Annotated in this window: 22 protein-coding genes and 1 tRNA gene; 20 read left to right on the plus strand and 3 right to left on the minus strand. The window is 61.4% G+C overall.

Annotated elements, in window-relative coordinates:
* Positions 1-191: 191 nt before the first annotated feature.
* The 6 genes from rpsU (at position 192) to G7016_RS09375 (ending at position 6,832) form a co-directional block, all read left to right on the plus strand.
* Positions 192-407, plus strand: coding sequence for a 30S ribosomal protein S21 (gene rpsU / locus G7016_RS09350; RefSeq protein ID WP_002551877.1), 216 nt, complete (start codon positions 192-194; stop codon positions 405-407).
* A 225-nt stretch (positions 408-632) separates the two neighbouring features.
* Positions 633-2,591 (plus strand): DNA primase, encoded by a 1,959-nt coding sequence (dnaG, locus tag G7016_RS09355; protein ID WP_181113216.1) that lies wholly within the window; start codon positions 633-635, stop codon positions 2,589-2,591.
* Positions 2,592-2,658: 67 nt separating this feature from the next.
* Entirely contained in the window at positions 2,659-4,509 is a 1,851-nt protein-coding gene (gene rpoD / locus G7016_RS09360; RefSeq protein WP_181113219.1) for an RNA polymerase sigma factor RpoD, read from the plus strand.
* A gap of 174 nt (positions 4,510-4,683) precedes the next feature.
* The gene (locus G7016_RS09365; protein WP_181113221.1) at positions 4,684-5,403 is read left to right on the plus strand and encodes a GNAT family N-acetyltransferase; all 720 of its coding nucleotides are present in this window, start codon (positions 4,684-4,686) and stop codon (positions 5,401-5,403) included.
* 59 nt (positions 5,404-5,462) lie between these two features.
* Positions 5,463-5,539, plus strand: a tRNA-Ile gene (locus tag G7016_RS09370).
* A gap of 147 nt (positions 5,540-5,686) precedes the next feature.
* The gene (locus G7016_RS09375) at positions 5,687-6,832 is read left to right on the plus strand and encodes a Fic family protein (protein WP_181113224.1); all 1,146 of its coding nucleotides are present in this window, start codon (positions 5,687-5,689) and stop codon (positions 6,830-6,832) included.
* Here G7016_RS09375 and G7016_RS25095 read toward each other — a convergent pair.
* The 3 genes from G7016_RS25095 to G7016_RS09385 form a co-directional block, all read right to left on the minus strand.
* On the minus strand, positions 6,829-7,128 hold the full coding sequence (locus G7016_RS25095; RefSeq protein ID WP_258195127.1) for an alpha/beta hydrolase: 300 nt from the start codon (positions 7,126-7,128) through the stop codon (positions 6,829-6,831). The genes G7016_RS09375 and G7016_RS25095 overlap by 4 nt on opposite strands.
* A gap of 32 nt (positions 7,129-7,160) precedes the next feature.
* The gene (locus G7016_RS25100; RefSeq protein WP_258195128.1) at positions 7,161-7,337 is read right to left on the minus strand and encodes a hypothetical protein; all 177 of its coding nucleotides are present in this window, start codon (positions 7,335-7,337) and stop codon (positions 7,161-7,163) included.
* Between the two features lie 188 nt (positions 7,338-7,525).
* Positions 7,526-8,959, minus strand: a complete 1,434-nt coding sequence (locus G7016_RS09385) for a DUF2723 domain-containing protein (RefSeq protein ID WP_181113227.1) — start codon at positions 8,957-8,959, stop codon at positions 7,526-7,528.
* Between the two features lie 445 nt (positions 8,960-9,404).
* Here G7016_RS09385 and G7016_RS09390 point away from each other — a divergent pair, with 445 nt between their 5' ends.
* The 14 genes from G7016_RS09390 (at position 9,405) to G7016_RS09455 (ending at position 26,090) form a co-directional block, all read left to right on the plus strand.
* Positions 9,405-9,863 (plus strand): Lrp/AsnC family transcriptional regulator, encoded by a 459-nt coding sequence (locus tag G7016_RS09390; RefSeq protein ID WP_181113230.1) that lies wholly within the window; start codon positions 9,405-9,407, stop codon positions 9,861-9,863.
* Between the two features lie 243 nt (positions 9,864-10,106).
* The gene (locus G7016_RS09395; RefSeq protein WP_181113234.1) at positions 10,107-11,789 is read left to right on the plus strand and encodes a flavin monoamine oxidase family protein; all 1,683 of its coding nucleotides are present in this window, start codon (positions 10,107-10,109) and stop codon (positions 11,787-11,789) included.
* Positions 11,790-11,793: 4 nt separating this feature from the next.
* The gene (locus G7016_RS09400; protein WP_181113238.1) at positions 11,794-12,600 is read left to right on the plus strand and encodes a carbon-nitrogen hydrolase family protein; all 807 of its coding nucleotides are present in this window, start codon (positions 11,794-11,796) and stop codon (positions 12,598-12,600) included.
* 626 nt (positions 12,601-13,226) lie between these two features.
* On the plus strand, positions 13,227-13,994 hold the full coding sequence (locus G7016_RS09405; protein ID WP_181113240.1) for a hypothetical protein: 768 nt from the start codon (positions 13,227-13,229) through the stop codon (positions 13,992-13,994).
* 65 nt (positions 13,995-14,059) lie between these two features.
* Entirely contained in the window at positions 14,060-15,175 is a 1,116-nt protein-coding gene (locus tag G7016_RS09410; protein ID WP_181113243.1) for a DegT/DnrJ/EryC1/StrS family aminotransferase, read from the plus strand.
* A gap of 21 nt (positions 15,176-15,196) precedes the next feature.
* Positions 15,197-16,720 carry a lipopolysaccharide biosynthesis protein gene (locus G7016_RS09415; RefSeq protein ID WP_181113246.1) on the plus strand — a complete coding sequence of 508 codons (1,524 nt, stop codon included), beginning with the start codon at positions 15,197-15,199 and terminating at the stop codon, positions 16,718-16,720.
* Positions 16,717-17,646 (plus strand): glycosyltransferase family 2 protein, encoded by a 930-nt coding sequence (locus tag G7016_RS09420; protein WP_181113249.1) that lies wholly within the window; start codon positions 16,717-16,719, stop codon positions 17,644-17,646. The genes G7016_RS09415 and G7016_RS09420 overlap by 4 nt, the downstream gene beginning before the upstream one ends.
* Positions 17,647-17,757: 111 nt before the next feature.
* Entirely contained in the window at positions 17,758-19,968 is a 2,211-nt protein-coding gene (locus G7016_RS09425; protein WP_181113252.1) for a polysaccharide biosynthesis tyrosine autokinase, read from the plus strand.
* Positions 19,969-20,000: 32 nt separating this feature from the next.
* Positions 20,001-20,786: a WbqC family protein gene (locus tag G7016_RS09430; protein WP_181113255.1), complete on the plus strand. Its 786-nt coding sequence runs from the start codon at positions 20,001-20,003 to the stop codon at positions 20,784-20,786.
* 10 nt (positions 20,787-20,796) lie between these two features.
* Positions 20,797-21,330 carry a transcription/translation regulatory transformer protein RfaH gene (rfaH, locus tag G7016_RS09435; RefSeq protein WP_181113258.1) on the plus strand — a complete coding sequence of 178 codons (534 nt, stop codon included), beginning with the start codon at positions 20,797-20,799 and terminating at the stop codon, positions 21,328-21,330.
* A gap of 19 nt (positions 21,331-21,349) precedes the next feature.
* A complete protein-coding gene (locus G7016_RS09440) occupies positions 21,350-22,351 on the plus strand; it encodes a glycosyltransferase (protein ID WP_181113964.1) in 1,002 nt (333 codons plus the stop codon).
* Complete coding sequence (locus G7016_RS09445; RefSeq protein WP_181113261.1) at positions 22,348-23,595, plus strand: glycosyltransferase family 4 protein; 1,248 nt, start codon at positions 22,348-22,350, stop codon at positions 23,593-23,595. Before G7016_RS09440 ends, G7016_RS09445 begins: the two co-directional genes overlap by 4 nt.
* Complete coding sequence (locus G7016_RS09450) at positions 23,564-24,874, plus strand: hypothetical protein (protein ID WP_258195129.1); 1,311 nt, start codon at positions 23,564-23,566, stop codon at positions 24,872-24,874. The genes G7016_RS09445 and G7016_RS09450 overlap by 32 nt, the downstream gene beginning before the upstream one ends.
* The gene (locus tag G7016_RS09455) at positions 24,840-26,090 is read left to right on the plus strand and encodes a hypothetical protein (protein WP_181113264.1); all 1,251 of its coding nucleotides are present in this window, start codon (positions 24,840-24,842) and stop codon (positions 26,088-26,090) included. The genes G7016_RS09450 and G7016_RS09455 overlap by 35 nt, the downstream gene beginning before the upstream one ends.
* Positions 26,091-26,125: the final 35 nt, after the last annotated feature.

Consider the following 26,125-nt stretch of genomic DNA (forward strand, 5'->3'; position numbering starts at 1 on the left):
GCCTTTGCCGAGGCGGTAACGAAGGCGCGCATGATAGTCGCGCCCCGTCGTGCCGACCAGCGGTTTTCGATCAGAGGCTTTGCAATCCGTGCCTTCAAAGGGTAACATCCGCAACCCTTGAAAACCGACGTATTCCACCGCGCTTTAAAGCAGGGGTACGTTGCCCCGGTAATGAATTAAGGTAGCCCTGGATGCCAGCCGTCAAAGTTAAAGAGAACGAACCCTTCGACGTAGCTCTGCGTCGTTTCAAGCGCTCCTGCGAAAAAGCCGGTGTACTGGCTGAAGTTCGTAGCCGCGAGTTTTATGAAAAGCCGACTTCCGAGCGCAAGCGCAAGGCTGCAGCCGCAGTCAAGCGTCACGCCAAGAAAGTTCAGCGCGAACAGCGCCGCGCCGTTCGCCTGTACTAATACCGGCGTTCGCTGCAAGCATTTGTCTGGCCCGGCCTTCAAAGCCGGGCCATTGGCAATTGCGGATCACGTAATTCCGGCGGGTGGCCCTGTGCCGCCAACCGCGATCCAACTGCGTTCCCCCTCCGTTTTCGTTGCACAGCGCTCGCTGCGATTGGCACTGCCTCGGTGCTAACATTCCGCACCATCACTTGACCAAACGCACGTCTAGCCTGAGGGCATGGCATGGCCGGGCTCATCCCGCAAGGTTTCATTGACGATCTGCTGAACCGCACTGACATCCTCGATGTAGTGAGCTCACGCGTTCAACTGAAAAAAGCGGGCAAGAATTTCACCGCATGCTGCCCGTTCCATAAGGAAAAAACCCCGTCGTTCAGCGTTAGCCCAGACAAGCAGTTCTATTACTGTTTCGGCTGCGGCGCCGGCGGTAACGCCTTGGGCTTCGTGATGGACCACGACAACCTGGACTTTCCCCAGGCTGTCGAGGAGCTTGCCAAAGCAGCAGGCATGGAAGTGCCGCGCGAAGAATCACGTCGTGGCAGCAAGCCGCGCCAGCCTACGGATTCGCCGCTTTACCCGTTGCTGGCCGCAGCCGCAGACTATTATCGCCAGGCCCTGCGGCAACACCCGGCACGCAAAAGCGCGGTGGAATACCTCAAGGGCCGCGGGCTTACCGGGGAAATCGCTCGGGACTTTGGCCTGGGCTTCGCTCCACCGGGCTGGGACAACCTGTTGCGCCACCTTAGCAGCGATACCCTGCAGCAGCGGGCGATGATCGATGCCGGGCTGCTGATCGAGAATGCCGAAACCGGCAAGCGCTATGACCGCTTCCGGGACCGGGTGATATTTCCGATACGCGACAGCCGGGGGCGGGTCATCGCTTTCGGCGGCAGGGTGCTCGGCGACGACAAGCCCAAATACCTGAACTCGCCAGAAACACCGGTGTTTCATAAAGGCCAGGAACTCTACGGCCTCTTCGAGGCTCGCAAATACAATCGCAACCTCGACGAAGTCATCGTTGTCGAAGGCTACATGGATGTGATTGCCCTGGCTCAGCAAGGCCTGCGCAACGCAGTGGCTACCTTGGGTACCGCTACCAGCGAGGAACACATCAAGCGATTGTTCCGTATTGTGCCTGGCATTCTGTTCTGCTTCGACGGGGACCAGGCGGGCAGGAATGCTGCCTGGCGCGCACTGGAAGCTGCGCTGCCCAGCCTTCAGGATGGGCGCAAGGCACGCTTTTTGTTTCTGCCGGAAGGGGAAGACCCGGACACGTTGGTCCGTGCCGAGGGCCTGGACGCGTTCAAAGCGCGTATCGCGCAGCATGCACAACCGCTGGCGGATTATTTCTTCCAGCAGTTGTCCGAAGAAGCGGACCCGCGGTCACTCGAAGGCAAGGCGCATATGGCCACGCTGGCGGCGCCGCTGATTGATCGGGTGCCCGGGGCGAATTTAAAGGCATTGATGCGGGCAAGGCTTGGTGAAATCACCGGCCTGAGTGGTGAAGCAATGAGCCAGCTGGCTCAACGGCAACCTCAGCGAGACACCGCCCAAGGCAGTGATCCCGGGGGTTACGTGGACTTCGAAGGCCCCGCCGACTACGTACCGGCCTACCTTGACGCGCCGACCATCGAGCCCAACCAGCCATGGCAACCGCGCAAGGGCAGCGGAAAGAAAAGGGACGGCAAGCCGTGGGAGCGCGGCGGCCAGCGCCGGGACTTCGAGCCCAGGGCGCCACGTACGCCAACCAGTGTGGAGCCGCCCACGCTCAGCGCGTTGCGCACGCTGTTGCACCACCCGCAGTTGGCCACAAAAGTTGAAGATGCCAGCCATCTGGCCGATGAAGATCATGTTTACGCCCAATTGCTGGTCGCGCTGCTCGAGGCGCTTCAGAAGAATCCTCGGCTACGCTCTCTGCAATTGATCGCCCGGTGGCACGGGACGGACCAGGGGCGCCTTTTGCGCGCTCTGGCCGAGAAAGAATGGCTGATAGAGGCCGATAACCTTGAACAACAGTTTTTCGACACCATTTCCAGCCTGTCAGCCCGTCAACGTGAGCGCAGCCTGGAAAACCTGATTCGAAAGGCCAGGCAAGGTGAACTCAGCGCAGAGGAAAAAAACCTGCTGCGCGAGCTGCTTAGCCGCAATGCAAACGCACAAAACCCGACCTCAACTGGCGTGTGAGGTCCTAGCTCGGGTATAATCCTCGGCTTGTTTTTTGCCCGCCAAGACCTTCAGTGGATAGGGTGTTATGTCCGGAAAAGCGCAACAGCAATCTCGTATCAAAGAGTTGATCACCCGTGGTCGTGAGCAGGGCTACCTGACTTACGCCGAGGTCAACGACCACCTGCCCGAGGATATTTCAGATCCGGAGCAGGTGGAAGACATCATCCGCATGATCAACGACATGGGGATCAACGTATTCGAGACTGCTCCGGATGCGGATGCCCTCCTGTTGGCCGAAGCCGACACGGATGAGGCTGCCGCGGAAGAAGCCGCCGCTGCGCTGGCCGCCGTCGAGACCGATATCGGTCGCACCACCGACCCCGTTCGCATGTACATGCGTGAAATGGGTACCGTGGAGCTGCTCACCCGCGAAGGCGAAATCGAAATCGCCAAGCGCATCGAAGAGGGTATCCGTGAAGTCATGGGAGCTATCTCCCACTTCCCGGGCACCGTCGACTATATCCTCAGCGAATACGATCGCGTCACCACCGAAGGTGGCCGCCTGTCGGACGTTCTCAGCGGCTACATCGACCCTGACGACGTGATCGCCAGCCCGTCGGACATGCCACCTCCCGTCGATCCCAAGGCAGCGCCCGCCGCTGACAAGGAAGAAGACGAAGAGGAAGACGGCGACGCGACCGACGACGAGGAAGAAGGCGAAAGCGGACCGGATCCGGAAGTTGCTCGTCAGCGCTTCGGCGCGGTTGCCGAACAGCTTCAGGTGGCTCGCAAGGTCCTGAAGAAGCACGGCCGCGACAGCAAGGAAGGCGTAGCCGAAATGCTGCTTCTGGCCGAACTGTTCATGCCGATCAAGCTCGTGCCCAAGCAGTTCGAAGTGCTGGTAGAGCAGGTACGCGGCGCGCTGGATCGCGTTCGTGCCCAGGAACGCGCAATCATGCAACTGTGCGTACGTGACGCCCGCATGCCTCGTGCAGACTTCCTGCGCCTGTTCCCCGGCAACGAAGTGGACCAGGGCTGGGCTGCCTTCCTGGCCCGCGGCAAGGCGAAATACGCCGAAGCCATCGGCCGCGTGCAAGCAGATGTAGAGCGCTGCCAGCAGAAGCTGATCGACCTTGAAGCCGAAACCGGCCTCACCGTCGCGGAAATCAAGGACATCAACCGTCGCATGTCCATCGGCGAAGCCAAGGCTCGCCGCGCCAAGAAGGAAATGGTCGAGGCGAACCTGCGTCTGGTGATTTCCATCGCCAAGAAGTACACCAACCGTGGCCTGCAATTCCTCGACTTGATCCAGGAAGGCAACATCGGCTTGATGAAAGCGGTGGACAAGTTCGAATACCGTCGCGGCTACAAGTTCTCGACCTATGCCACCTGGTGGATTCGCCAGGCGATCACTCGCTCCATCGCCGACCAGGCGCGCACCATCCGTATTCCGGTGCACATGATCGAGACGATCAACAAGCTCAACCGTATTTCCCGCCAGATGTTGCAGGAAATGGGCCGCGAGCCCACTCCGGAAGAGCTGGGTGAGCGCATGGAAATGCCTGAGGACAAGATCCGCAAGGTATTGAAGATCGCCAAAGAGCCGATCTCCATGGAAACGCCAATCGGCGACGATGAAGACTCCCATCTGGGCGACTTCATCGAGGACTCGACCATGCAGTCCCCGATCGACGTGGCTACGGTAGAAAGCCTCAAGGAAGCGACCCGCGAAGTGCTGTCCGGCCTTACCGCCCGCGAAGCCAAGGTGCTGCGTATGCGTTTCGGTATCGACATGAACACTGACCACACCCTCGAGGAAGTGGGCAAGCAGTTCGACGTTACCCGTGAGCGTATCCGCCAGATCGAAGCCAAGGCACTGCGTAAGCTGCGCCACCCGACCCGTAGCGAGCACCTGCGCTCGTTCCTGGACGAGTAAGCTTCACGCGCGTCACAAAACCCCGGGCTTGCTCGGGGTTTTTTATTGCCCACAACATCCCGCTTGGACGCCTATATGGGCAAGCTATTGGCTCCCTTTAAATTCTCTCCAATGGATCTTTAATAGAACCATTGCTCCGCTACAGTGGTGCATCCCCATAACAAGGCAGGCACCATGGCCAGGCAGAATGAATACAGTCAACCCATTGGCTTCCCTATAGGCGGCTGGACGCCCAGGCCCCAACCTGCCGCAGTCACCCTCCCCGGCCGCTACTGCCGCCTCGAGCCGCTGGACGCCGACACCCACGCCGCTGACCTGCATGCCGCCTACACCCAAGCCAAGGATGGGAGTGATTGGACGTATCTGTTCGTTGGTCCATTTGATAGCCTCGAAACTTACCGAGCCTATGCCGAAGCCGCCGCCCAGAGCACCGATCCCCGCCACTTCGCCGTGATTGACCTGGGCACCGGCAAAGCCGTCGGCACCCTGGCCCTGATGCGCATCGACCCTACCCACGGCGCAATCGAAGTGGGCAGCGTGACCTTCTCTCCCTTGCTCAAGCAATCTCCACTGTCTACCGAAGCCCAGTACCTGCTTATGGCCTACGCGTTCGACACGCTTGGCTATCGCCGCTACGAATGGAAATGCGACGATCTCAATGCCCCTTCTCGCAAAGCGGCAGAACGCCTTGGCTTCAGTTATGAAGGCACCTTCCGCCGTGCCGTGGTTTACAAAGGGCGTAACCGCGATACGGCGTGGTATTCGATCATCAGTGAGGAATGGCCAGCCGTTAAGAGCGCCTTCAAGGCGTGGCTCGCTCCGGAGAACTTCGATGAGCAGGGCCAACAGCGGCATGCCCTCGCGGCCTTGCGCAAGCCAGCAGGCAATAAGTAACAAACGGTTCTTTCGGATGGCACCCAACCAAAAGCCTCGTTATAATCGCCCGTCTCTATGGGCCTATAGCTCAGTTGGTTAGAGCAGAGGACTCATAATCCTTTGGTCCACGGTTCAAGTCCGTGTGGGCCCACCAACTTCAAAAGCCGCGCACTGCGCGGTTTTTTTGTGTCTGTTGGTATTCTATAGGCACACTCGATAGCCGCCTGCGTCGCTTCCCTCAGCCCGGATCCTGAGCCGAATAGCGCTATTATTCGGCTCATCGCCTCCCGGAGATTTACCCGTGACCCCCCCTGCCTGGATCTGGCAATACCCCGGCTGGCCAGCTTTCACGTGGCAGGTCGAGCCGCTTTTGCCTTTGGTACGCGCCTGTACCCAAGCGCAGGGCCGTCTTTTGGGGATGGCCGGTGCCGTGGAAGAAGCCACAGACGCACAGCAATATCTCGATGCATTACTGCAGAACATCATCACGTCTTCTGCCATCGAGGGCGAAGAATTGAATGCTGGTGCGGTACGATCATCCCTTGCTCGCCGGCTGGGTGTGCGAGACAGCGGTAAACCGAGCCCCCGTAGCGAGGGGCTGGCCGCCCTAATGCTGGATGCCACCCGCAACTACAACCACGCCCTGACGCTTGACCGGTTATTCACTTGGCACAAGTGGTTATTTCCTGCTGACGAGCCATTGATGACTGCACCTGTTCGGGTAGGCATGTTGCGGGGCAATGAACCCTTGCAGGTTGTATCGGGCCGGTTGGATCGACCCACTGTTCATTTCGAAGCACCACCGCGAGAAGGGCCGGAGGCTCAATTACAAGCCTTTATAGACTGGTTCGACAGCAGCCGGGCAGATGCAGCACTTGATCCACTGCTACGTGCCGGCATCGCGCACTTCTGGTTCGTGACCCTCCATCCGTTCGACGACGGGAATGGCCGGCTTACCCGCGCCCTGACCGACCTTGCATTGGCGCAGGCAGACAACCAAGGGATTCGCCTGTATGCCATGTCTGCCAGCATCCTGGATGACCGAGCGGGCTATTACCATGTACTGGAAACCAGCCAAAAGGGCGGCCTGGACATTACGGCCTGGCTGGAATGGTTTCTTCACACACTGCTGCGCAGCCAGACTGCCGCAATGGCTCGCATAGGGAGGGTGATGGCCAAGGCCCGCTTCTGGCAAACACACCGCGGCGCGGAGCTGACCGAGGAACAGGTCAAGGTTCTCAATCGCTTGCTCGATGGTGGGGAGCGGGGTGTCGAAAGCGGTATCAGCGCGGCGCAGTATCAGGCCGTGGCCAAGGTTTCCAAGGCAACGGCCACTCGCCACCTGGCCCACCTGTTAGCCAAAGGGTATCTGGAACGGCTGCCAGGCGGCGGGCGTAGCACCCGTTACCGGGTCAGCACCCCCACCACCTGTATCCCTCTTCCTTAGAAACCAGCCTTCAACCTTTCCCCCGCATATGCCTGCGCTTGCTGCGCTTTCTCAACCACGGCCGCGGTGCCGAAGAACTCGTGGGTCACGCCGTCATACAGCTTGCGCTCCACGCTTACGCCTTGCGTGCGCAACGCTTGTTCCAACTGCGCGCCGTCGTCGCGCAACGGGTCGATCTCGGCGTTTATGAGGGTCACCGGCGGCAGCCCGTGCAGGTCGGCATGCACAAGGTCGATACGTGGGTCTTTCAGGTCCGCCGCGCTGTTGGTCACGTGTGCCACGAACCACAGCATCATCGGCCGGTTGAGCGGCTTGGCATCGGCGTATTTCAGGTAGCTTTCAGTAAATACAGCACCACCGGGAACGAAGCGGTGCCCGCGGGGGTGTACACCGTGGCCGGCAACGAGCCAGCGGCGCCGGAGACGGTAATGTCCCTGGTGGTTACGCCAGGCACCAGCGCGGTCGGGCTGCTGTCGCGGTTCTGGTCGGCCAGTACACGCTTCACTGCATCAGCAACGGTGGGCTGCTTGCGCGCGATAACGCGGTGAAAGCATAAGAAGGTCCTCTGTCGCTCAGCAGTAAGGCCACAGGCGTGGCGGGCGGGTGCGAACACCCTTCCCGACTTTTGGCCGAGCGAAACGAGGCGCCGTTCAAGGCAAATTGCCATACCGCAGACCAGCGGTAAGCGAAGCCTTACTTGCCGAGCAGTTGATATCCCACCACCAGCTTCTCCAGCTTGAACCGCGCCTTGATACCTTCGCAGTAGCTAGTGCGCGGCAGGAATGCACCTGGGCCTTGCAGGTACAGGCTAAGGTCCTGGGCGTTCTCACAGGACATGAGAGAGCGGTCGGTGAGTATGCCTGCGGCTTGAGCCGAGCGCAGTGCGCCCATGGGAATCCAGTCCGAGACAATCAGCGCGCCCACGGGGGCGGAGGCCGCATAGAAATGCGCGAACTCCTCGGCGGAGCGATCACGCAGGTACGGCACCATGATGTAGTGGATGTCGTTACGCATAGGCAGCGCCTCGGCGTGCACCGGCAACGGCACCGCGCCAGCGGTGTACAACAGCCACATACCCAGTAGCGCGGCCGGTGAACACAGCGCCGACAGCCCAAGCAGCCAAGCGCCCAGGCGAGTATTGGGTAGCAGCTCGCGCAGCTGAATCACCCCAAGCACCGCTGCGAAGATGACACCGGGCAGGAAAAAGGCGAAACGCTCATACACGTTGAATGACACCGCGAATACGAAATTCAACAAGAGCGCCCACCACACCAGGCGCAGCTTGCGGTCTTTAGGGACCAGCACCAACCCCAACAGCTGCGGCCCGATCAGCGACAGGCAAAGCAACATGACGGAGTTCTTTTCGTGCCACATCACGTCGAAGCGCAGCATGCTGCCTTCCCAGCTTTGGTCAGGGGCGAACGGGGAGGCGCCAGTAAGGTAATGGCGGGCGACCTGCAGCAGGCTCATGCCCGAGTCCAGGTCATTGAACATCGCCGGGTACGCCGTGAGAAAGCCCACCACAAAGGCCGGTACGGTCAGCAGGATGAACAACCGCTGCTCCCTTGCCAGTCGCAGGTACAGCGGCAGCATCACTACGAACGTCAACGGATGAGTACTCGCGGCCAGGCCGGTGAATAGCCCGATCACCAGCAGCTTGCCGATGTCGCCCAGGCCGCTGCGGCGCTCGAAGTACAACGCATAGGCGAGCACCACGAACAGCGCGTGGAAGATGTACACGCCGGCCTTGGTCGACACCCAGAACACGGCATGTGACAGCACCATCACGGTAGCGGCCAGGAACGCGAGGTTGCGCTGCAGGCCCAGGTTACGGGCCAACCAGTACACACTTCCCGCCAGGGGGATCAGAAGGATGGAATTGAGCAGGCCCAGCACCTGAATGCCGAACTGCTCGAACACCGCCGTACTGAAAAACTGATAGAGCGGGTGATCCGCCGCCCCCAGGGTTTCGCTGAAGTACCGGCCCACGGTGGCGTCGGCGATGGCCATGCCATTGTCCATCCATTGCACCGGGCCGCTGGAGGCCAGGAAGCTGGCGATGATGGCGGCGCACAGCAACAGCAGCGGCCACGGCCCCTTGAAATGGTTTGAATATCCTTGGCCCATCGAGTGTTCTCCTTGATACAAACCGAGTAAAGCGGCCGGTACGCGTGTCGATTCTGGCCCGCTCCAGCTCAAGCCTTTGCGCACAGCCGCAAGCGGGGTTTCAACTAATAAGTTTGAAAAGATTAAAGTTTGCACCCCTATCGCGTAGCAGAGGCAGGATGACTTCTAACAACTTCCATGAGCGATCGCCATCGCCAACAGCCTTCGTATAACCCGCAACTATAACGACATTTATTTTAAAGCCACCGCAAATTAATATATGAGACGATGGCGTTTCGCCACCTAGCTGGCGCCAAAAAACTGGAAAGTCCCTTTCTCAATTTCCTGCCACGTCAAAACTGCACAAAAAATAATTTTCACGGCTATTCGACGTTTTGCGATAACGAGTGACTCGGAGCGCGGGGTTTACTAGGATAGCCCTATGCCTTCATGTGTTTGAGCACCGATGACAGACCACAGCGCCTTTTCCCTCGACGGGGTTGACCGTCAATTGATTGCCGCCCTACAGGTAAATGCGCGTGAAAGCGTTGCTACCCTTGCCAGAAAACTGGGGATTGCCCGAACTACAGTAACCTCGCGCCTCGCCCGCCTGGAGCGCAACGGGGTGATCGTTGGCTATGGCGTTCGCCTGGCACAGCGCGCCTTGACCGGCGGGTTGCAAGCCTATGTGGGCATCACGGTACAGCCCAAGGCCGGCCGCGATGTGCTCAAGCGTCTTGGCGCCATGGCACAGATCCAGCAGCTGAGTGCGGTAAGCGGCGAGTTCGACTATGTGGCCTGGCTGCATACCGACAGCCCTGAGGCGCTGGATGAGCTGTTGGACCAGATCGGCGCCCTTGAAGGCGTAGACAAGACCACCACGTCGATCATCCTCAGCACCAAGATCGATCGCGGTCGCGGTTAGCGCGATATTCCCTGTAGGGTTTGCCATATCCGGGAAGCCCGCTGACATGAGCCATTCGCGAGCTGGCGCCCGCTTCCCACAGGGCTGGAGGCTTCCTACGGCAAAAATGACCAGCGCGTTTATCATTTCGACGAAAAATCAGGCAAAAAGACCGCACTCTGCGTCTTAATAACGTGTCAGCACCTCCCTAGAATGCCCGTCAGCCTTTCTATACTGACCAGACTGCATTCCTGCGAGGTGCCCATGCTCAAACCCAACCGCCATCCTGCTGGTTTCGAGAAGCCGATTACCGTATTCGGGCCTGACTTTCCCTTTGCCTTCGACCAGTGGATCGAGCATCCCGAGGGGCTGGGCAGCATTCCGGAAGCGAACCACGGCAAGGAAGTGGCCATCATCGGCGCGGGCATCGCGGGCCTGGTGGCGGCGTATGAGCTGATGAAGCTCGGGTTGCGCCCGGTGGTATATGAAGCCTCACGCCTGGGCGGGCGCCTTCGCTCGCAGCCTTTCGAAGCGGCTGAAGGCATCATTGCCGAGCTGGGCGGCATGCGCTTCCCGGTTTCCTCTACCGCGTTCTATCACTACGTCGACATGCTGGGGCTGGAAACCCGCCCCTTCCCAAACCCGCTCACTTCAGCATCGGGCAGTACCGTGATCGACCTTGAAGGGCAAACCTACTACGCCGAAAACGTGGCGGACTTGCCCAAGCTGTTCCACGAAGTTGCCGATGCCTGGGCTGATGCACTGGAAGAGCGGGCGCATTTCAGGGAAATCCAGCAAGCCATACGCGACCGCGACGTTACCCGCCTCAAGGCCCTCTGGGACAGCCTTGTGCCCCTATGGGACGACCGCACCTTCTACGATTTCGTGGCCACGTCCAAATCCTTCGCCGGGCTTACCTTCCAGCACCGTGAGGTGTTCGGGCAGGTAGGGTTCGGCACCGGTGGCTGGGACTCGGACTTCCCCAATTCCATGCTCGAAATCCTTCGGGTAGTGATGACCAACTGTGACGATCACCAGCATCTGGTAGTAGGCGGTGTAGAGCAGGTGCCCCTGGGAATCTGGCGGCATGTGCCGGAGCGCTGCGCCCACTGGCCTGAAGGCACCAGCCTGAGCAGCCTGCACAGTGGCGCGCCCCGCTGCGGCGTGCAAAAGGTCGCACGCGCCGACAACGGCCAGTTCGCCGTGACCGACGTGTGGGGCCACACCCGTGTTTACCCGGCCGTGCTCGCCACGTGCCAGAGCTGGCTGCTTACCACCCAGATCGAATGCGAAGAGTCGCTGTTTTCCCAGAAGATGTGGATGGCCCTGGACCGTACCCGCTACATGCAGTCCTCGAAAACCTTTGTGATGGTCGACCGGCCATTCTGGAAGGACAAAGACCCGGTCACCGGCCGTGACACCATGAGCATGACCCTCACCGACCGCCTTACCCGTGGCACTTACCTGTTCGATAACGGGGAAGGCAAGCCTGGCGTGATCTGCCTGTCTTATTCATGGATGAGCGATGCCCTGAAGATGCTGCCTCACCCTGTAGAAAAGCGGGTGAAGCTTGCCCTGGATGCCTTGAAGAAGATCTACCCCACCGTAGACATCGCCGGGCACATCATTGGTGACCCCATCACTGTGTCCTGGGAGGCAGACCCGCACTTCCTTGGCGCTTTCAAGGGCGCGCTGCCGGGGCACTACCGCTACAACCAGCGCATGTACGCGCACTTCATCCAGCGCGACATGCCCGTCGAACAACGCGGGATCTTCATTGCCGGCGACGATGTGTCCTGGACCCCAGCCTGGGTGGAGGGGGCCGTGCAAACCTCGCTCAATGCCGTGTGGGGGATCATGAACCATTTCGGCGGCAACACATTCCCCACCAACCCAGGCCCTGGCGACGTGTTCGACACGCTTGGCCCGGTCGCCCTTGCGGATTGACGCCATGCGAATCGCCTTGTATCAGGGCCCTGCGGGGCCCAACCTGCCAGCGCAAAACCTGGCCAGGCTCGAGCACTGGGCAACCGAGGCGGCGCGCTGTGGCGCCGACCTTGTGGTATTCCCTGAGATGTTCCTCAGCGGCTACAACATCGGGGCCCAGGCCGCCCAGGCGCTGGCTCATGCGCCCGATGGAGAAGCGCCGGCGCGAGTTGCCGCGATTGCACGCAGGAACAGCATCGCCATTGCCTATGGCTACCCCGAGGCAGGCCCCGCCGGGGCAGTCTACAACGCTGCGCAGCTTGTGGACGGGCAAGGCCAACGCCTGATCGACTACCGCAAGGCGCACTTGTTCGGCGACCTCGACCGGGCCATGTTCAGCGCAGGCGATGGTGGTTTCCCGGTAGCCACGCTCAACGGATGGAAGCTTGGCCTGCTGATCTGCTATGACGTCGAGTTCCCGGAGGCCGTGCGCCATCTGGCGTTGAATGGAGCCGAGCTGGTACTGGTACCAACGGCCAACATGGCGGGCTTCGAACTGGTGGCCGAAGTCACGGTACGGGCGCGGGCCTACGAAAATGGCTGCTATCTCGCCTATTCCAACTATTGCGGCGAGGAAGCCGGCCTGCATTACTGCGGCCTCAGTAGCCTGTGCGGCCCAGGTGGTGAGCAATTGGCCATTGCGGGAACAGAAGAAGCCCTGCTGGTAGCCGATCTGGACCGGCAGCATCTGCACGCAACCCGCATAGCTACCCCTTATCTCGCTGACCGGCGTAACGATCTTTACGGCCGTCACGGCCCGCAGTCAAATTAACGACAGCGCCTCGAAGCCCCTGACAGGCGTCGCCATATATCTGGCGACGTAAATTCAAAAGCCTAACGGGCGACAGTACATCGTTGACACCCCCTGAAAGCCCCTGCCAGAGGGGGAGCAGCGGTGTTTGACTAGAAAAATCAATGATTTCCGCCTGATGGCCATCACTGCAAGCCAAAACGCTACTAAAATGATGGCGTCAAAATTAAATTTATATATTTATCATATGGTTACAAGCTTACATTCCACGTTATCGTGTTTACGCCACTTTTTTCGTCCGAAATGATTGACAGCTAGCGACTAAAAACCGATATATCACTCACCCAGGGCGAAGACCTTGGTCGGCTCGCACAACGCCAGCCATCATAAAATCTGAAACACCCCACAAGCCGCCACGAAAAGCACTCACTTTTTTTTGAGCGCCCAGGGTATCGGCTTGTTATTGATTTGGCCGCCTACATCAGCACCCGATTTGTAACGGGAGGGCGGTAGCGTTCCTGAAACATTACATATAGGCAGTACGAAGTTTGGGTCCCACGGATTACAGGACCTGGCGGTAGCTTTGTCCGAAGTCAGCAACTTCGGTTTGAAAGTTAAGCGTTCATTCACGGATAGAGTGTCTTGTCATGTCGCCATTGTTCCGCAACGACCCTACTTCAATTGCACTTCTGGTCAATGATATGGACCAGCAAGGGCATGCTGTTATCGAACATGCATTTTCCTCTGATGACTTGGATGAAATGCGCCAATACGTGGAGCGTGAAGCCGGCCGGCACCACGGCCAATATTTCGCCTACCACGGCCTGAAGGCCCTTGCCGGCAGCCCCATGGCTCGGCTTGCGGCATCCCCCGAGCTGGCAGCGATCCTCGACCAGCTGCATCGCCACGCCACCGGCGCCCCTGCAACCAGCAGCGAAATCTTCCCCGTGCTGCGCTGCGTCCAGGGCGGCACTGGCGCCCGCGAATCCAACGCCTTCCACTATGACGCCACCCTCGTCACCCTGCTGGTACCCGTGTTTATCCCGGAGCAAGGCGAGGAACGCGGCGATCTCATCATGTTCCCCAACCTGCGCTCGGTGCGTTCCAGCGTGGCGGCCAATGTTATTGAAAAGGCCGTGCTGCAGAACAAGCTCAGCCGCCGCGTGCTCACCCACGGCATCCAGGCCGGCTGGTTCAAGCCACGCACGCTGCCGCTGGTGCCGGGCAACCTTTACCTGTTCTGGGGCTACCGCAGCCTTCACGCCAACCAGCCGTGCAGCCCGGAGGTACGTCGCGCTACCGCGCTGTTCCACTACGGCGACCCTCACGCCGGCAGCCTGGCCACCCGGCTGATCCTCAAGCTCAACCAGCAGCGCGCCCGCCGCAGCGTTGCCCGTTCCGACACCGTCGCCTGACCCGCACTGGACTTCGCCGTCACCTCGACAGCCATCCGCGCAAGGCTTGCGCAAGGACGATCCGCATGATCAATGTCACCAAGTCGTACATGGGCAACCTGGAAAAATTCAAGGCATACGTAGATGGTATCTACGCCTCGCGCTGGCTGACCAACCAAGGCCCGCTGTGCTGCGAGCTGGAAGAGCGCCTGAAGGATTACCTCGGCGTGCGTAACATTGTGGTCGTGAGCAACGGCACCATGGCGTTGCAGGTCGCCTACCGCGCGCTCGGCCTCACCGGCAGCGCCGTGACCACGCCTTTCAGCTTCGTGGCCACCAGCAGCACGTTGCAGTGGGAGCACATTCGGCCAGTGTTCGCGGACATCTGCCCGGATACCTGGAACCTGGACCCCGCCCGCATCGAGGCCAGCCTGCATGAAGACACCGGCGCGATCGTGGCCACCCATGTGTTCGGCAACCCCTGCGCAGTGGATGAGATCGATGCCGTGGCCCAGCGCCACAAGCTGAAGGTGATCTACGACGGCGCCCATGCGTTTGGCGTGCAACAGGCCGGGCAGTCGGTGCTCAACCGGGGCCACGTGACCACCCTGAGCTTCCATGCGACCAAGCTGTTCCACACCATCGAAGGCGGCGCCATCGTGACCAACGATGACGACCTCGCCGAGCGTGTGCGGCTGATGACCAACTTCGGTATCGCCGACTACGAAACCATCGAAGGCCTGGGCACCAACGCCAAGCTGAACGAGTTTTCCGCAGCGATGGGGCTGTGCATCCTCGACGACATCGAGCTGATCCTTGAGCAGCGCTCGGAGATCGCCCACTTCTACACCCGCCACCTGGGCGACTACCTTCAACTGCAACGCGTGGCGCCCGACAGCGAACCCAACTTCAGTTATTTCCCGGTGGCCCTGGCCAACCATCGGGCGATGTTATCGGCCCGGGCCGCGCTGCAAGCCGCCGACATCAACCCGCGCCGTTACTTCTACCCGTCCCTGGACACGATCGACTACCTGCAACCGCAGCAGGCGCAACCGATCTCCCGCGGGCTGGCGCAGCGTGTGTTGTGCCTGCCGATCTATCCGGGGCTGGGACGGAACATTCAGCAACGCATCGTCGACACCCTGCTACGCCAATGTGATTCGCCACTCCTACCCTTGGCGCCGCTGCGCCGGGCCCTTTAATCATCCGTAGCCGGGCCGGTCATGAGCACAAACCGATCGATATTTCGCAACACCACCCTCAACTACGTTGGGCAGGCCTATACGCTGTTGATCGGTATCGTGATCATGCCGTTTTATCTCAGCCACCTCGGCGCGGAGGTGTATGGGCTGATCGGTTTCTATACGGTGCTGCAAACCTGGCTGCAGCTGCTGGACGTTGGCCTGTCGCCTTCGCTGGTGCGGCAGATTGCGCACCACCAGCACGCGGGCAATGAAAGTTGCCGCGAGGGCGGCTGGTTGCTGCGCTCATTCGAGCTGATCTTCCTTCCGCTCGCCCTGCTGACCGTGGTGGCGGTATACCTGGGTAGCCCGTGGATTGCCGCGCATTGGCTCAATGCCCAGGCGCTGGACACGTCCACTATTGTGCAATGCATCACGCTGATGGGCTGGATGGTTGCGCTGCGGTTGTATGCCACCCTGTACAAGAGCGGCCTGCAAGGCCTGGAAATGCACGCCTGGCTCAACGGTGCCAACGTGGTGATCACCACCTTGCGCTACTTTGGTGGCCTGTTCCTGGTGGCAGTGGTGTCGCAGGACGCGTTGGTATTCTTCAAGTTCCAATTGTGCGTGGCGGTGATCGAAACGTTGATCTTCGCCAGCAAGGCCTATAGCCGCTTGCCCACGCCACGCTGGTGGAGTGGCTTCAATTGGGCGCTGGTCAAGCCCATCGTGCCGTTCGCCCTCAGCCTGTCGTTCACCTCGGTGCTGTGGATCGTGCTCACCCAGCTGGACAAGATCCTGCTGTCCGAGCGGCTGTTGCTGACCGAGTACGGTTACTTCTCACTCGTCGCGCTGATGACCACCGGGATCCTGATGCTGATCAACCCGCTGGTGCAAACCCTGTTGCCACGCATGACCGTGCTGCTGGCCGAGGGGCGGGACAAGGACATGCACCAGCTGTACCTGGCTGCCAGCCGCTTTACCTGCACCTTGCTGTTTCCACTGGCGAGCGTGATGGCGGTGCACGCCGGCGACTTGCTGTACGCCTGGAGTGGTGACCGCGCCGCAGCCGACTGGGGCAGGCCGATCCTGTTCTGGTACGCCTTGGGCAGCGCGATCATGGCCGCCAGCACCTTCCAGTACCACCTGCAATACGCCTACGGGCAGATCCGCCTGCACGTGTGGTACAGCGTGATTTCTGCCGCCGTCACCGTCCCGGTGATGGTGTTGGCCATCGACAGTTGTGGCGCCCTGGGCGCCGCTGCCGCGTGGTTCGTACTGCGGCTGCTGTCCTTCGCCATCTGGCCGCGCGTGGTGCACCACCACCTGGCGCCGGCCCTGCATGGCGTGTGGTTGAAAGACATTCTGCGGATCAGCCTGATGACCCTGCTGGGCCTTGGGCTGACCGAACCGATTGTGCGCCTGATGGCCGGCGAAGATCGCCTGCTTACCCTGGCGAGCCTGGCCATCTGCGGCCTTGTCACCCTGGCTATCGTGGCCGGCAGCGACCGCTTGCTCGCCGCCCGGGTGATTCTTCTGTTCAGCAAACCGAGCGTAGGACGATGAACATTCGAACCGAACGAGACATCATGCAAGGCTGGGGCGGGGCAAGGATTCCGCTTGTCAGCGTGGTCTGCCCGGCTTTCAACCAGAAAGCGTTCATCGCCGCGACGGTGGACAGCTTTCTTGCCCAGCGAACCGATTTTCCGTTCGAGATCCTGATCAACGACGATGCCTCCACCGACGGTACCCGGGAGATCATCCAAGCCTATGCCGAGCGTTACCCCACCCTTATTCGCCCGGTGCTTCATGAGCAGAATCAGTACCGTCAGGGCAAGCTGTTCTACCCTGCCCTGTTCAACATGGCCAAGGGGCGCTACCTGGCGTATTGCGATGGCGACGATTTCTGGACCGACCCGCTCAAGCTGCAAAAGCAGGTGGACTTCCTGGAGTGCCACCCCGACTACGTGATCACTTATCACGACGCGGTGATGGTCAGCGAACAGGGCGAACAAGGGCTTCAGCTCGGGCGTGCCTGGCAGCGTGACGCGACCAGCGTGGAGCTGATGCAAGGCCGGCGCATTTCAACCCTTACCGCGTGCTTCCGTAACGTGCTGCGCGAGCTGCCGCGCGAGCTTGAACTGGCACCCCTGATGGACGTGTGCTGGTGGTCGATGCTCGGCGCGCACGGCAAGGGCAAATATCTGGCAGACATCACCCCAGGTGGCTACCGCGTGCACTGCGGCGGGATGTTCTCCATGCGTGGCGAAAAGAAAAAACTGCACATGTCGCTGCAGACCGCCGCCTGCCTGGCCAACTACTACCACAACCGCGGCAACCAGCCCTTGTACGAGCACTTCCTTACCCAGGTGTTCGGCCTGTCGCTGGCCGCGGTATCGCCCTGGCAAAAGCTCAGCGCCCTGGGGCTGGTGGCTGCCAACGTAAGCCGCAACCTGTTCCGCCGGCTGGCGATACCCATGGGAAGGAGCTAGCGATGCCTGCCCCCGATTGACGGCCGGCATCGCCTGCCTGGCACCTTCAAGCACTGCTTCATTATCACGGACACGATTGCCAACGCCGCGCGCCTTGGCCAGGAGCTTCACATGACCGCAATGACCCGCTCCAGCCTGGAGTATCAGCAGGACACTCGGATCGACGTGGCAAGTATCTTGCGCATGCTGTTCGACCACAAAGTGTTGATTGCCTGGGTGGTCGGGCTCTTTACCCTGGTTGGGGGCATTTACGCGATCGTCGCCACGCCGGTGTACCAGGCCAACGCGATGATCCAGATCGAGCCGAAAAAGATCGGCCTTGATGCCACGCCAGTGTTCAACAGCAAGCCGACCTCGGTGTCCGAAGCGGCTACTGAAATCGAACTGATCAAATCGCGCGCCGTGCTTGGGCGTGTGATCAGCGACCTGAAACTGGACATCGTCGCCACCCCCCGCTACCTGCCGTTGATTGGCAAGTGGTATGCGCGCCAGTTCAAGCCCGCCAAGGGTCACGTTACCGCAGCGCCCTTCGGGTTGAACCGCTTTGCCTGGGGTGGCGAAGCCATTGCCGTCGATGCGCTGGAAGTGCCCAAGGCCATGCTGGGCCTGCCGCTTACTTTGGTCGCTGGCGCCAACGGCAGCTACAGCGTGCAGGACGCCGACGGCAACGCCGTGTTGGACGGCAAGGTAGGCGTGGCGAGTGCAAGCAATGGTGTGAGCCTGCTGATCACCTCCCTGCAAGCGCGCCCGGGCACCGAGTTTCGCCTGGTGCGTAACCGGGAGCTGGCCACCGCACTGGACTACCAGGAACGCCTGAAGGTCAGCGAGGCCGGCAAGGATTCGGGCATTGTGTACATGTCCATCCAGGACACCGACCCCGCTCGCGCCGTGATGTTGGTCAAGGAAGTAAGCGACCGCTACGTACGCCAGAACGTGGAACGCAGCTCTGCCGAGGCCGCGCAACGGCTGGACTTCCTCCGCTCGCAGCTGCCGGTGGTACGCGCCGAGCTGGAGAAGTCCGAAGAAGCGCTGCACGAATTCCAATTGCGCACCCATGCCGTGGACATCGGCCAGCAAACCCGTACCTTGCTGGACCAAGTCGTGGACTACGACAACCAATTGTCCGAGCTGCGCCTCAAGCGTACCGATCTGGATCGCCTGTACACACGCCAACATCCGCAGTCGGTGGCGATGTCCCAGCAAATCGGCCAGCTCGAAGCTCAGAAGGCCAAGCTTCAAGCTGAAGTGGGCCAGTTGCCCGAGACCCAGCAGGAACTGCTGCGCCTGAGCCGAGACATGCAGGTGACCACCCAGACCTACACCAACTTGCTCAACCGTGTGCAGGAACAGGACATCATCCGCGCGGGCAACATCGGTAACGTGCGCGTGATCGACGCCGCCGACGCCAATGTGGAAGAGCCGGTGAAACCCATGCGCAAGCTCATCGTGGCCTTGGCCGCGTTGCTGGGTGCGCTGTTCGCGATCTCGATCATCTTCGTTCGCCAGGCGTTCTACCGCGGCGTCGAGAACCCTGAGAGCGTCGAGCAACTTGGGCTGCCGGTGTACGCCTCGCTGCCGCTGTCGCGCCAGCAGGAACGCCTCAACCGCGGGCAAACCCGCAAGGGCCAGGCGCCTTCCCGGCTGCTCGGTGTGGTGGCGCCTCGCGAAGCGACCATGGAGGCACTGCGCAGCCTGCGTACCAGCCTGCACTTCGCGATGGCTGAAGCACGCAACCACATTCTGATGATCACCAGCCCTACCCCGGGCGTGGGTAAGTCCTTCGTGTGCGCCAACCTGGCGGTGGTCAATGCACAATCGGGCAAGCGCGTACTGCTGATCGACGCCGACATGCGCAAAGGCTACCTGCACCAGCAGTTCGGTGTGCAGCCGCGCCACGGCCTGGCTGATGCACTCGCGGGCAAGCTGCCCTTTGCCGACGTGGTCCACGACACCGCGGTGAAGAACCTGCAGCTCATTTCGTGCGGCTTCGCGGCGCCCAACCCGTCCGAACTGCTGATGCATGAAAACTTCACTCGCCTGCTGCGTGAACTGGCGCCGCATTACGACCTGGTGATCATCGACACCCCGCCCGTGATGGCTGTGACCGACGCAACGCTGGTGGGCCGTCAGGCAGGCACTTGCATGATGGTCAGCCGCTTCGGCCAAAGCACGGTGAAGGAGATCGACGTGGCCCGCCGCCGCCTGTTGCAGAACGGCGTGACCCTCAAGGGCGCCATCTTCAATGGCGTGGTTCGCAAGGCCTCTACCGCCGAATACGACTGCGCTTCGTATGGCTACGACTACGGCGACAGCCGCGCGTAACCGTTCATTGACTCGCCAGGGACAGACACAGGATGAATACGACGATAGCCATGATGCAGCCCTACTGGTTCCCTTACCTGGGCTACTTCCAATTGATTGCCGGCGCCGATGTGTTCGTCCTGGGCGACGACCTGCAATACGTGAAAGACGGCTGGATCAACCGCAACCGTGTGCTGTGCGGGGGCAAGCCCTGGTTGTTCAGCCTGCCGCTGGCCCGGGACGTTCACGGCCTTTCGATCAACCAGCGGCGCCTGGCCGACACCGCCACCGGCAACCTGGACAGCCTGCTCAAGACGCTCGCGCTGCATTACGCACGGGCACCCCAGCGGGCAGAAGTGATGCCCTTGCTCGAAGGCATCATGCGCTACCCGGATGCCAACCTGGCCCGCTATCTGGAGTACAGCCTGCGCCAGGTGTGCGCCTACCTGAAGATAGACACCCCCATTCTGCTGGCCTCCGAACTGGATATTCGCGACATCGCCGATAAACAGGACCGTGTGATCAAGACCATGCACCGCCTGGGCGGCAACCGCTACATAAACCCCATCGGCGGGCGCGAGCTGTATGAAGAAGAACGCTTCCGCCAGGCCGGGCTGAGCCTGCGCTTCCATCACATGGGAGACGTCAGCTATGCCCAGTTCGGCCAGCCGTTCGTGTCGCACCTGTCGATCATCGACGTGCTGATGTTCAACCCGGTGGAGCAGATCCGCCAATGGCTCGACCACTACAGCCTGCTGCTGCCTGCGCCGCGCATGGACGCACCTCGGGCCCAGGCCAGCGCGCCGGTCGCCGCCCGTGCCCCCCTCTCTCTGACATAGGACACACGCCATGGATGCCGCTGTCGCCAACCGTTTGAACACCAACTGGTATTTGATCCAGACCAAGCCACGCCAGGAAGCACGCGCCGAGGAGCACCTGGCCCGTCAAGGCTTCGAGTGCTATCGCCCGCTGACTGAAAGCACCGCCGCCAGCGCCCCCGCCAGTACCCGGGCAAGCCGCCTGGTGGAACAACCGCTGTTCCCCGGCTACCTGTTCATTCACATGCATCGCGACGACAGCTGGTACCCGATCCGCTCGACCCGCGGCGTGTCGCGCATCGTGGCGTTCGGCCCCAACCCATGCCCGGTGAGTGACAAGCTGATCGACGAAATTCGCCAGCGCGCTCATGTTACTACCGACACACCGGGTTTTCATCGTGGCGAGAAAGTCCGCGTGGTCACCGGGGACAGCGAGATGGAAGCGATCTTCCTGTGCAATGACGGGGAGGAGCGCGCCGTGATCCTGCTCAATCTGCTGCAGCGCCAGCAACGCGTGGTGCTGGCTCGCCAGAACCTGCAACGGGTGGTCAGCCATGCGTACTGAATCGCAGCGCAGACGCAACATGAACGGTACCACTACCCTGGTGACACTCACTTACGGGCAGCGCCTGAACTACCTGCGAACGCTGGTTAACCGGTCACTGGGCAGCTGGCGCATCCAGCGAGTGATCGTGGTGAGCAACGCCTCCACCGACAACCTGCGCTCACTGTGTGAGGCGTGGCCTGGCCAGGTGGAGGTGATCGACCTGCCCACCAATACCGGCTCGGCCGTGGGTTACAAGGTAGGGATAGAAGCCGCGCTGGAGCGAGGCGCCGAGTACATCTGGCTGATGGATGACGACAACGCACCCACGCCCGGCGCCATCGACGCCCTGCATCAACGCTTGTTCGAATGCGCCCAGGGGCGCGGCTGGGACAAGGCCGCGGTGATCGGCTTCCGCCCCACGCATCAGGCGGACATCGCCGCTGGCGTACCCCGGCCGTTCGCCGTGCAATGGCGCTCCAGCTGCTTCGGCTTTCATATCGCGCAGCTGCCGTACAAGGTCTGGCGCCGCACCCCTTGGGGCCGGCCCAACGCTCAGCGCAAGCAGGCCTCGCTGGTGAAGCTGCCGTTCACCACCTATGGCGGGCTGCTGGCTCACCGCTCGCTGTATGAGCGCATCGGCACGCCACTGGGCGATCTGCTGCTGTATGCCGATGACACCGAATACACCTGGCGCATCACCGCGTCGGGGGGCGAGATTTTCCTGGCCACCGAGGCCGTGCTGGATGACCTGGAGCATTCGTGGAACATCAAGGAGCGCACCGGCAACATCTACGAGACCTTCCTGCTGGGTAACTCGGAGTTTCGAGCGTATTACGCCGCACGCAATCAGGCGTGGTTCGACAAGCATGTCTGGGCCGCGTCTGGCTGGCTGTATTACCTCAACCGGTCGCTGTTCCTCTTCTTGCTGCGCCAGGTAGCCCGTCGCAAGGGCTCGCTGGAGCGGCTGAACCTTATCGAGCAGGCGATCCGCGACGGTGAGTCGGGACGGCTGGGCACTCACGAGTCCTATCCGCTATGAAGCTACTGTTCCTTAACAGCCTGTACGCCCCGCATATTGGCGGGGGCGCCGAGATTGTGCTGCAACGCACCGTGGAAGGGCTGCAAAGGCGTGGTGATGACGTTTGCGTGCTGGCCACCGGCCCTCAACCCGGGTTACACGTCACTGACGTTCGCGGCGTCAAGGTGTACCGGGCCGGGCTGTTGAACGCTTATTGGCATTTCAGCCCTCAACGCCCCGGCGCGCTGGTGCGCCTTGGCTGGCACCTGCGGGACCGCTACAACACCGGCATGCGCCAGTACGTGCGCGAAGTGATCAAGCGGGAAAAGGTGGACGTGGTGGTGTGCCACAACCTTGCAGGGTGGTCGGTCGCGGCCTGGGATGAAATCACCGAAGCAGGGCTGCCCACTGTCCAGGTGCTGCACGACCTTTACCTGTTGTGCCCGGGTAGCAACATGTTCAAGAAGGGCAACGCCTGCAAAACCCCCTGCACCCTCTGCCGCAGTTTTCGCCAGGGCCATGCCGAGCGCTCCGCGCAGGTGACCGCGGTGGTGGGCGTGAGCGAGTTTCTGTTACAGCGAGTGCGGGCCGCGGGCTTTTTCAGCAAGGCTGACGCCAGCGTGGTGTACAACGCCACGCCGCGCGCCGATACCACCATCGCCGCCTACCAGCCGCCTGCGCAACCCACGTCGGCGCCTGTTCGGTTTGGCTACCTGGGCACACTGTCGGAGCAAAAAGGGCTGGCCTGGCTGATCCGTCAGTTCAATACCCTGGACTTTCCCGCCACCCTGGAAATCGCAGGGCGCGGGCAGGCCGACTACGAGGCGCAGCTCCGGGCCCTGGCCGGCGATACACCGCGTATCCGCTTCGTGGGCTACCAGTCCCCGGAAAACTTTTACCGCCACATCGACGTCGCCGTGGTGCCTTCGGTGTGGAACGAGCCCTTCGGCCTGGTGGCCGTTGAGGCCTGTTCCCACTCGGTGCCGGTAATCGCCAGTTGCCGGGGCGGCTTGCCGGAAATCATCGAGGACGGGGTGAACGGGTTGCTGTGCTATCCCGAGCAGCCTGGCTCGCTGGCCGAAGCCATGAAGCGCCTGGCGCAGGACCCTGCCCTGCGCCAGCGCTTGACTGACCAGGCGCGCTGCAGCGTGGAGCATCTGCTGGACATGGAGCGGATGCTGGACGCGTATCAAGAACTCTTCAAACAGGTTGTTACCAAGGGGTCGCCACGTCATGGCAACGACATTGCCGTACACAGCCGTTGAGCGCCGGGCCTGGCTGGCCTTCGACAAATCCACGGTCATGGCCTGGACCGCCTTGAGCCTGATGGGCGTGGAGACCTTCTCCGGTGCGCTTCGCTACTACCTGGACATGGCGGGCGCCTCGGCGCTGCTCTACTTGCCCAAGGCCGCCTGCCTGGCGCTGTTTGCCCTGGAACTGTTCAGTGCCCGGCTGAGCCGCAGCTTCTGGTTGGCGTTGCTGTTGCTCGCCGCCTCCAGCCTGATGGGGATGCTGCATGGGGCCAGCGCCAGCAATGTCGGCTTTAGCCTGTTCATCTACAGCCCGCTGTTGTTCGGCATGCTGTGCGGGGCGTACCTGCAGCAGCGCAAGCACCTGATGGTCTGGATAGTGGGGCTGTGCCTGGTGGCCTCGATGGTAGGGATATTGCTCGACAAGTACACCAGCGTGCCGTGGAAGGGGTACAGCTACAACCTGGGCGATACCACCCTGCGTGGCAACACCGCCTGGTCGACCGGAGGCACCGATCGCCTGGCCGGGTTTGCCCGGATGTCCACCACGGCCGCCATGATGATGGCTATCTACGCCCTGTACCTGACTGCCTTCACCCGCTCCCGGGTGCTGATGAGCCTGCTGTTCGCCGCCACCTTTGGCAGCATCCTGCTGACCACGAACAAATCCACTGCGGCCGCGTTTGCCATCGCGCTGCTGCTATTGCCCATCTTGCGTCAGCCGCTGCTGTGCCGGGTGCTGTTCCTGCTTGTAGTAGGCATGGGAATCGCCCTCCCCGTGCTATCGGTACTGTCGGATTTCGACGGCCACGCCACCACGGGCGACAGCGTAATGGCCTCGTTCTATGACCGCCTGGTGAATACCTGGCCGATGGTGATCACCACCATTACCCGCGAGGGCTGGGGCGTCATGGGCGCCGGCTTCGGCATGATCGGCAGCAGCGTGGCGTTATTCCCGGTGTACTCGGCGCAGATGCCCGCGGTGACCGACAGCACCGCCTTGTACCTGTGGAGCACCCTGGGGGTGGCCGGCATCCTCCTGTTCGGTAGCCTGCTGCCGTTGCTCAGTGGCCTGGCTGCGCGGCGGGACTGGATGAGCGGCGCACTGATGACGATCACGTTCTGCATCACCCTGATCAGTTGGACCACTGACGTTCTGGAGGTGCCTGTCGCGGCCCTGGCCGTCGGCCTGGCCGTGTCGCATCTCCTGAGGCGCCCCGCTGTTCCGACCTTTGAGCTGTATTTGCGGGAGTTGTCCCATGAACCTGTATTTCCTGCGCCGCGCGCTCTGTAGTGCCGCGTTGCTGTTGTGCTGCCCGGCAGGTGCCTTTGCAGAAGAGGCACCGGCGGCTTCCGCAGGCTTCATCCTCGGTGTGGGTACCCACTTGTTCAACCAGCAAAAGCAGGTCGAGGCGCCCTTCGCGATGATGCGCGACGCGCAGATCCGTTCGGTACGCGATGACGCGTTCTGGTCCACGGTGGAACAACTGCCCGGCCAGCTGATGGTTTCGCCGGACTGGTACAAATACCTGCGCGAGCAGCGCGCCAGCGACATGAGCAACATCCTGGTGCTGGGGTATGGCAACCGGTTCTATTCCAACAACAGCAAGCCTGTATCACCGACCGTGCGCGCCGGCTTCGCTCGCTACGTCGACTTCGTAGCGCGCCGGCTCAAGGGCCAGGTAGGTTTCTACGAGGTGTACAACGAGTGGGACGTGGAGGACCCGATTACCCAGGCGTTTGGCGAGGCGTACCTGGACCTGGTGCGAGATACCTCCCGCCAGCTACGGCGCCTCGATCCGGGCGCGCGCGTCCTCGCCGGCGCGGTGACCACCCGCGGCATCAAAGTGGGTTTTGCCGACCGGCTGGTGCGCAATGGCGTGATGAAGTACGTGGACGGGCTGTCGCTGCACCCTTATGTGCATTGCGAAAAAACCAACGGCGGCAATACGCCGGAAAGCTGGATTCGCTGGATGCGGCAAGTCTCCACGCGGCTCGACAACCTGGCGGGCGAGCCTGTCCCGCTGTACCTGACTGAAATGGCCTGGCACAGCACTGGCGACCTGGACCCTTGCGGCATAGACGAAGCCACGCAGGCGGCCTGGCTGGCGCGGGCATACCTGCTGGCCAAGACCCTGCCGGCCATCAAGGGCCTGTGGTGGTACGACCTGAGCAACGACGGCAACAACCCGGCTGACCCGGAACACAACTTCGGCCTGTTGCGTCGGGACCTGAGCATCAAGCCCGCCTACGCCGCACTCAGGCGTATCGCGCCGGTGCTCAATTACTACCGTTATGTACCAACGCAGCCACTGCCGGCTACCCAAGGAAGCGAGCCGCTGATCGAACTGGAATTTCGCCGGGGCAGCCATCGCCTGCTAGCCGTATGGACACAGGGGCAGCCCGGCCCTGTGACCCTTTCGTCACCCGGCGCGCCGACGCATCCGGTCCAGGTGAGCGGCATGCCGGTACTGATTCGGCTCGACGACAGTAGCACCCCAAGAACATGACCGGCCAGGCAGGCCCTTTCAACACCGACCCGCTG

The organism is Pseudomonas japonica (assembly GCF_013522925.1).
GTDB classification, from domain to species: domain Bacteria; phylum Pseudomonadota; class Gammaproteobacteria; order Pseudomonadales; family Pseudomonadaceae; genus Aquipseudomonas; species Aquipseudomonas japonica_A.

What these genes read in the sequence shown, in the direction of transcription:
- rpsU (WP_002551877.1), top strand. Translation starts at nt 192, where the DNA reads ATGCCAGCCGTCAAAGTTAAAGAGAACGAACCCTTCGACGTAGCTCTG.
- dnaG (WP_181113216.1), top strand. Translation starts at nt 633, where the DNA reads ATGGCCGGGCTCATCCCGCAAGGTTTCATTGACGATCTGCTGAACCGC.
- rpoD (WP_181113219.1), top strand. Translation starts at nt 2,659, where the DNA reads ATGTCCGGAAAAGCGCAACAGCAATCTCGTATCAAAGAGTTGATCACC.
- G7016_RS09365 (WP_181113221.1), top strand. Translation starts at nt 4,684, where the DNA reads ATGGCCAGGCAGAATGAATACAGTCAACCCATTGGCTTCCCTATAGGC.
- G7016_RS25095 (WP_258195127.1), bottom strand. Translation starts at nt 7,128, where the DNA reads ATGATGCTGTGGTTCGTGGCACACGTGACCAACAGCGCGGCGGACCTG.
- G7016_RS09385 (WP_181113227.1), bottom strand. Translation starts at nt 8,959, where the DNA reads ATGGGCCAAGGATATTCAAACCATTTCAAGGGGCCGTGGCCGCTGCTG.
- G7016_RS09390 (WP_181113230.1), top strand. Translation starts at nt 9,405, where the DNA reads ATGACAGACCACAGCGCCTTTTCCCTCGACGGGGTTGACCGTCAATTG.
- G7016_RS09395 (WP_181113234.1), top strand. Translation starts at nt 10,107, where the DNA reads ATGCTCAAACCCAACCGCCATCCTGCTGGTTTCGAGAAGCCGATTACC.
- G7016_RS09400 (WP_181113238.1), top strand. Translation starts at nt 11,794, where the DNA reads ATGCGAATCGCCTTGTATCAGGGCCCTGCGGGGCCCAACCTGCCAGCG.
- G7016_RS09405 (WP_181113240.1), top strand. Translation starts at nt 13,227, where the DNA reads ATGTCGCCATTGTTCCGCAACGACCCTACTTCAATTGCACTTCTGGTC.
- G7016_RS09410 (WP_181113243.1), top strand. Translation starts at nt 14,060, where the DNA reads ATGATCAATGTCACCAAGTCGTACATGGGCAACCTGGAAAAATTCAAG.
- G7016_RS09415 (WP_181113246.1), top strand. Translation starts at nt 15,197, where the DNA reads ATGAGCACAAACCGATCGATATTTCGCAACACCACCCTCAACTACGTT.
- G7016_RS09420 (WP_181113249.1), top strand. Translation starts at nt 16,717, where the DNA reads ATGAACATTCGAACCGAACGAGACATCATGCAAGGCTGGGGCGGGGCA.
- G7016_RS09425 (WP_181113252.1), top strand. Translation starts at nt 17,758, where the DNA reads ATGACCGCAATGACCCGCTCCAGCCTGGAGTATCAGCAGGACACTCGG.
- G7016_RS09430 (WP_181113255.1), top strand. Translation starts at nt 20,001, where the DNA reads ATGAATACGACGATAGCCATGATGCAGCCCTACTGGTTCCCTTACCTG.
- rfaH (WP_181113258.1), top strand. Translation starts at nt 20,797, where the DNA reads ATGGATGCCGCTGTCGCCAACCGTTTGAACACCAACTGGTATTTGATC.
- G7016_RS09440 (WP_181113964.1), top strand. Translation starts at nt 21,350, where the DNA reads ATGAACGGTACCACTACCCTGGTGACACTCACTTACGGGCAGCGCCTG.
- G7016_RS09445 (WP_181113261.1), top strand. Translation starts at nt 22,348, where the DNA reads ATGAAGCTACTGTTCCTTAACAGCCTGTACGCCCCGCATATTGGCGGG.
- G7016_RS09450 (WP_258195129.1), top strand. Translation starts at nt 23,564, where the DNA reads ATGGCAACGACATTGCCGTACACAGCCGTTGAGCGCCGGGCCTGGCTG.
- G7016_RS09455 (WP_181113264.1), top strand. Translation starts at nt 24,840, where the DNA reads ATGAACCTGTATTTCCTGCGCCGCGCGCTCTGTAGTGCCGCGTTGCTG.